4 protein-coding genes are annotated in these 6,357 nt (G+C 66.7%); 3 read left to right on the top strand and 1 reads right to left on the bottom strand.

Annotation, left to right across the window (positions count from 1 at the left end; all coding sequences use genetic code 11):
* The first annotated feature begins 194 nt into the window (after window positions 1–194).
* Window positions 195–2,957, top strand: a complete 2,763-nt coding sequence (locus AB1634_18270; GenBank protein MEW6221460.1) for a hypothetical protein — start codon at window positions 195–197, stop codon at window positions 2,955–2,957.
* 429 nt (window positions 2,958–3,386) lie between these two features.
* Window positions 3,387–4,178, top strand: coding sequence for a glycosyltransferase family 2 protein (locus AB1634_18265; protein MEW6221459.1), 792 nt, complete (start codon window positions 3,387–3,389; stop codon window positions 4,176–4,178).
* Here AB1634_18265 and AB1634_18260 read toward each other — a convergent pair.
* Window positions 4,149–4,988, bottom strand: coding sequence for a methyltransferase (locus AB1634_18260; GenBank protein MEW6221458.1), 840 nt, complete (start codon window positions 4,986–4,988; stop codon window positions 4,149–4,151). The genes AB1634_18265 and AB1634_18260 overlap by 30 nt on opposite strands.
* Before the next feature lie 36 nt (window positions 4,989–5,024).
* Here AB1634_18260 and AB1634_18255 point away from each other — a divergent pair.
* The coding region (locus tag AB1634_18255; GenBank protein ID MEW6221457.1) for a DUF2142 domain-containing protein at window positions 5,025–6,357 on the top strand (1,333 nt) is incomplete at its 3' end.

Raw genomic sequence — 6,357 nt, 5'->3', positions numbered from 1 at the left:
CCAAGAATGCCTTGGGACGGCACCTGCCGTTCATGGAACGACCTGCAAGATTCTTGAGCAGGTATGGCACATGGCCGCACCGTAACCCCTTGATATTACAGAACCCAACTGACATTTGGATTCATAGCCTTCAACGTATGACTCTTTCATTCACTACACCTCGCCGGTTTGAACCGGCGCACGGAGGTTCGGCCATGAAGAGGATGACCCAGGCCGATTTCGAGGGGTTCAGCAGGTGCGTGGTGGATGCGATTGGCTCGATTCCCCGTGACGAGGAATCCCTGCTCCGGCTGGCCTGCAGCCTCCTGGATGCGGAGATCGGGGTGCTCATCGAAAGGCGCGTCGACGGCGGCACCACCCGGGAGACGATCCGGCGCATCTGGCCTGCCGGCGGGGCAGGCCAGGTGGAAGCCGAGGATCTCTGCGGCTGGTACCGCGATTCCCTCGGGCAGCGGGACGCGGACGGTTTCACCCGGGAGGCCCCGATCCGACTGGGCGACCGGCAGTACCCGGATGCCCTGGTGGCCTTCGGGCAGATCACGGCAGAACATCCGGCGCACGCCCGGGAGCTGGTCCTGATCCAGAAGGACTCAGCCGAATTCCGGTACTGCTCCTACCATTGTTGGGCAGCCAGCCAGCTCCTGCGGCGGTTCGAGTCTGACCTCGTGGCCGCGGTCTGCCAGGCGACCGACCGGGCGTGGAAGACGCTCTCCGAGTCCTTCGTCAAGGACGTGCTCCCCCATGAGCATTGGCAAGACCTGGAGGCTCGCCTCCCAGACGTCTCCCAGGACGACTCTGGAAGGTGTTACGCCGCCGTCTGGATCGGCTACCAGCAACGGAAAAGGGCCATGGGGGCCGAGCCGGCGGCGGGATGGGATGATGCCGTCAAGGCATCGGCTGTCTGGAAGCCTCCATACCGCCAAGTCAGGGCCTTCGTGACCGGGCAAGGAGCCGGCAGCGGCCTGGAGACCATCTGGGCCTTGGCTGACCTCATCTTCGAGGGAGAGCCGAGCAGCCCCAGGCCCACCCACCACGTTCAGCTCGCCCTGGTCTTCCTGGAGCATGGCTGGCAACGGCTCCGGTGGTGGGCCGAGGAGCGGGGCGAGTATCCCACGCCCACTGCCGGCGGGGGGCAAGCGGCTGCCTCACCGGCCATGACGATGGAGAAGGCCAAGGCCTGGACAAGATGCCTTCTGCCGCTGACCAGGGCGCTGGCCATCGAGGGGCTTGCGACGGTTGACCCTTCCCTTCCTGGAGGCAGCCCCACGGCAGGCGTCCGGATCGACAAGAATTTCCGCTGGCTGTACCTGGCTGCCGAGATCGCGAAGCCGGACTCCAGTCTCGAGCAGATGTACCTGGACGGCGAGCAGACGAAGGGGCATCGCACCCCCTCACGGGAGCTTGATCGCCAGTTCCTGATCAACCTCTCCCGCTTCATGCTCGGTGTGGTGGGCCGTCTCCAGACCAGGTGCGGCATGCGCTGGCACGGGACACCCTCCATGCCCCGGGCGATCAGCCCCCGCGAAGAGCTGGACGGCCTAGTGTACATGGTGGACCGGTACGCCCATGTGGAGCTGGAGGTGGACGAGCAGCTCGCCATCCGTCACCATCTGGCGCGGCAGGTCCGGGCAGAGGTCGGCCACTATCTAAAGAGCAGCCATTACCGCGATCACCTGCTGCACGTTATCGATGTCTTTCTCCTGGGCCTCCTGCTTCTCAACACCCGCCTGTCCTGGATCAAGTCGACCCTGCTCCCCCTGGCCGATCATCTGGCCAAGCTGACTCCCAGAAAAGGCTGTGGCCTCAGTGCCGCCGATGTGCTCCGGAACTGGGCCATCGCCAGCCTCTTCCACGACATCGGCTACCAGCTCGGGCAAGGTCGGGACGTGTCGCGGGACAACGCGACCTGGCGGCAGTACTTCCTGATCCCCGGTCGGCCGTTCCGCATCGATTCACCTGAGGTGCACGGCACCTGGCTCACCCCTGAAGACCAGCTCACCTTTGGGCGGGCGTTGAGCAGGCAAATCGCCGCGGCGGTCGGCGGTGGCCCGGATGACGTTCTTGCGGATCCCAGCGAAGAACGCCTGCGGGATCACGGGGTGCTGAGCGCTCTGCGGGTGGGGCAGATCCTGGGTCTGCCCTGGGACGGCGAGGAGAGCCCTGATCGGCTGGCACGCTGCCAGGAGGGGCTGTATGCCATGGCCTGCCACAATCTGTCTGGGATCAGGCTCTCCCTGGAGGATCATCCGCTGGCCTGCCTGCTCCGTCTTTGCGACGAGATGCAGGATTGGGGACGTTGCCGCGTCGACCTGGAGAAGGTGACGAAGCAACTCTATCTGGGCCTCCAGGGGAGCGAGACCGGCAGCTTCCCGGCCTTCGAGATGGTACGAGCCATCGAAACCAATATCCTGGTCAGGCCGGTGGCAGACCCGGAATCCCGCATGCCGGTGGCGACCGAACTGATCCTCGTTCCGGATCTCGCGGAGTTGCCCCTTCTCCGGTTCACGATCCTTTACGAGGATCCGGAAAAAGCCTCCTTTGACGCGGCCATGACGCTCCTGACCAAGGCCTTCAACCTGCAACGGCTCGACTTCCATCTCCGCCAGGAGCCACAGCGCTGCTTTGGCTGCATGTTGACCCTCCAGTTCCCCAAACCGAGTCGATATGGGCGTCTCACCGAGTACGACATCATCGCCCTCTTCCATGACGAGCACCGCTCGATCCCCCTGCTCAGAGAGTTTGCCAAGCCGCACCCAAGCTCACCGGGACTCATCAAGCTCCCGCAGTCGAGAACATCGATCGGGGTCGAATGTGACTGCTACGGAATCGTCCGGGTCGGCCCCCCCAGCCCCACCAACGAGGGATGGCTCGCCTCGGACCCGGCCCTGCTCTTTGACGAGTTCAAGGCCTTCAAAGAGAACGTGCTCCGGGAACGGGCCACCCGGAGCGGCCGCTGAGCCCGCCTGATCGAGGGGTGAGCCCCCACCCAGGCGACTCACCCCACTTGCAGGAGGCCCCCAGTCCTCTTGCCGCTTCCGGATCCGCGCCGTCAAATCCCCTGCCGATCTTGGGTGATCGTCCACAGCCGAGGCGACCATCCCGGCTCGGATCAAGAGGATGACCGCCGGCCGGCTCCGCCGCCTGACACCCCTTTGTCATGCCTGCCCCTCCCCAGCCAACAGAGGTGTTGCCAACAAGGCTGTTGGCAACACCAAGCGATGTCAGCGGGTGAACATTCCAGCGCCCTGCTTCCACTTCCTGGGACCTCCACAACGGGGCAGTGGATGAAAACGGCCTTGAATTCCGACCCAGGCTCCTGTATATGGCGTGCCGGGCCGGAGAGCATCCCGGAAGCCCGCCGATTCCTTCACCCCGGAACGAGACCTATGCCCCCCATGCCTGGCCGGCGCTACCTGGTGGCAGCGCCCATGTACAATGAAGAGAGGGTTGCTGCCCTGGTGGTGGAGGACCTCTTGGCCGCCCTGCCGCCCCTGGGCATCGACTACGAGATCCTGATCATCGACGACGGCTCCACCGACCGCACGCCGGAGATCCTCGCCTCCTTCGGCGACCGGCTCCGGGTGCAACGGCCACCCCGCAACCAGGGGGTGGGCGCCGCCTTTGCCGCCATGCTCGATTACGCCGGCCGGCACGGCTTTACCCACTTCGTCTTCCAGGAGGGGAGCTACAAGGTCCGGGCCGCCGAGGTCGCCAAGATCATCAGAATCGCCGAGGCCGGGGAGTACGACTACCTCTTGGGCAGCCGCTTTCTGCGGCCCGAGGATGCGAAGCAGACGCCGTGGCAGCGCCGGGCGTTGATCCGGCCGTTCAGCACCCTGTTTCGCCTCATCACCGGCTTTGACGTCACGGACATCACCTGCGGCCCCCGCCTGGTGCGGATGGCGGCCTGGAATCCTGACCTCAACGCCTTGTCAGGGTACTTCGGCTACCAGTTCGAGCACATCATCACCATCTGGCTCCTCCACCACGAAGCCCGCTACCGGCCGGTGCAGGTGGAGATCCAGTATCCGCCGGCCCGTTCGTACTCCTACATCAACCTGGGCAACATCTGGCAGATCATCGAGCCCTGGGTGCACTACTCGGTCTGGCGCCTGACGCGGCTGCCGGGCTTACGGCCGGCCTGGCTGCTACCGCGCAAAGACAAACAGGATCTGTGAGGAAAGGAGCCGGGGCAAAGGCCGGAGCCAGGGATGGTCGGCGTACTTGATGAGGTGCCGCGTGGCCCGGTAGCCGGCGGCCTGGAACTGGGCCTCGATCATGCCCGGTCGCGCCAGGCCCATGGTGACGGGATGGCCGCCGACGCTGTAGGTGAACTGGCAGACGCCACCGTTGGCCAGGAGGCTCCGGCAGCGGGCCAGGGCCGTGGGCACGGTCTGGCGCAAATGGCCGTAGGTCAGGCACCAGGGGTTCAAGACATCGAAGACCACGGTGCCCCGGTCGCCGGCCAGGCGGCGCAGATGATGGACTGTGGCGGCAAGGCCGTTTTGCACCAGCAGATAGCCGAAGACATTGAACTCCAGGAACACGACATCAAAAGGGACCGGCGGCTGGAAGGCGAAGAAGTCGGTGACCTGGACGTCGAGGCCTTTGGCCTGGCAGATGGCGACCATCTGGGGGGAGATGTCGATGCCGGTGCCACGGCAGGAGGGGGCCGCCCGGCGCAGCTTCTCCAGCAGCCGCCCGGTGCCGCAGCCCACGTCCAGGTAGCGGCAGGGCCCTTTGCCCACCACCTGGGCGATGATGGCGGCGTCCACCGCCTCCAGGTAGGCGAGCCGCTTTTCGGCATAGGCGTCATACTGGTCAGACAGGTTGTCGAAATGGCTGCTGGTGGCGCACAGATGGCGCTGGCGGCCAGCCGCCTCGACCTGGGCCGCCGCTGGCCCCGCGGCCGGGGCGGCCGCCCGTTGGGGGGTTGACGGCGCCTGTGCGATGAACGGACGCTCCGAGCTGGAACAGCCCTGCTCCATACCAGTGGTCTCCATGTTCATGAGGTAAGGGTGGCGATGGGAGAAGAATCGGGGTGGTCACAATGGTGGCGGGATCCGGCCCGCCTCTTCGGGGTCCTGGGCTTGGCCTGCGGCCTGGCCCTGGTGCTGCTCCTGCCGCCGTACCAGGTGGCGGACGAATGGCGCCATTTCTACCGGGCTTATCAGCTGAGCCAGGGCCACATGCTGGGGGAGGGGCTGGGGGATACCTTGCCGGCCGCCATCCAGCGCCTGACCTGGGAGACCGAGCACCGGCTGGGTGTCCCCATGCAACGGCCCCGGCCCTGGTCCGAGATGCGAAGCATCCTGGCGGGGATGGCCGAGCTGCGTATCGACGAGCACGATCTCACCTACGCCCCCTTTCCCACGGTGCTCTACGCGCCGGTTCCCTATCTGGGCGTGACCGCCGGCGTCGCCCTGGGCCGCCTGGCCACGGACCGGCCCCTGGTGCTGATGTACTCGGGTCGCCTGGGAGGCCTCCTCCTGGCCCTGGCCCTCACCTGGTACGCGATCCGGGTGACACCCCTGGGCCGCTGGGCCTTCTTCCTCGTCGCCATGACGCCGGTGGTGAGCTACCAGCGGGCCGGGCTGTCGGCAGACAGCCTCATCAACGCCCTGGCCATGGTGCAGGTGGCCCTGGTGCTGGCAGCCGCCGCCGGCCCTCCTGGCCGCACCCTGTCCGGCCGGGATCTCGGGCGGCTAGGGATTGTAACAACAGCGCTGTGTCTGTGCAAGCAGGCGTATCTGGTGCTGCCCTTCCTGGGCTGGCTGATCCCGAAAAGCCGCTTCCGCCAGCCGGCCGACCGGCGCCTGGTGCGCCTCTGGCTGCCGCTCCTGGGCTGGACCGCCGCCGCTGCCTGGTCCGTGCTCGTCATGGGCACAAGCTACAGGCCCATGCTGCCGGGCTCCGATGCCCAGGGGCAGCTGGCCTTCATCCTCGGCCATCCGCTGGCCTTCCTGGCCGCCTTCGGCCGGGACCTGACCGGCAAGGGGCTTCCCTACCTCCATGAGCTCCTGGGCACCCTGGGCTGGCTGGATCTGCCGGCCCCGCAGGAGCTGGTGCTGCTGCACGCCGGGGCGTTGCTAGCGGCCAGCCTGCTGGCTGCGACCGGGCCGTTTCGGCCGACCGCGGCCATCCGCCTCTGGACCTTGGCCGTGCTGGCCGCCTCCGTCGGCCTGGTCTGGACCCTCATGTATCTGTGGTGGGCGCCGGTGGGCGCCCCCAACCTGCCCGGCATGCAGGGCCGGTACTTCACCCCCCTCCTGCCCCTCCTGCCGCCGCTCCTGGCCCTGCCCCTGGCCTCCCGGCCCGCCGGCCGCCTCTGGCCTCTGCTGCCGGCCGTCTATGGCC

The organism is Thermodesulfobacteriota bacterium (assembly GCA_040755095.1).
Classification (GTDB): Bacteria; Desulfobacterota; Desulfobulbia; order Desulfobulbales; family JBFMBH01; genus JBFMBH01.
Note: the sequence above shows the minus strand (reverse complement) of the source record. Positions and strands in the feature narration are given on the sequence as shown.

What these genes read in the sequence shown, in the direction of transcription:
- AB1634_18270 (MEW6221460.1), top strand. Translation starts at nt 195, where the DNA reads ATGAAGAGGATGACCCAGGCCGATTTCGAGGGGTTCAGCAGGTGCGTG.
- AB1634_18260 (MEW6221458.1), bottom strand. Translation starts at nt 4,988, where the DNA reads ATGGAGCAGGGCTGTTCCAGCTCGGAGCGTCCGTTCATCGCACAGGCG.
- AB1634_18265 (MEW6221459.1), top strand. Translation starts at nt 3,387, where the DNA reads ATGCCCCCCATGCCTGGCCGGCGCTACCTGGTGGCAGCGCCCATGTAC.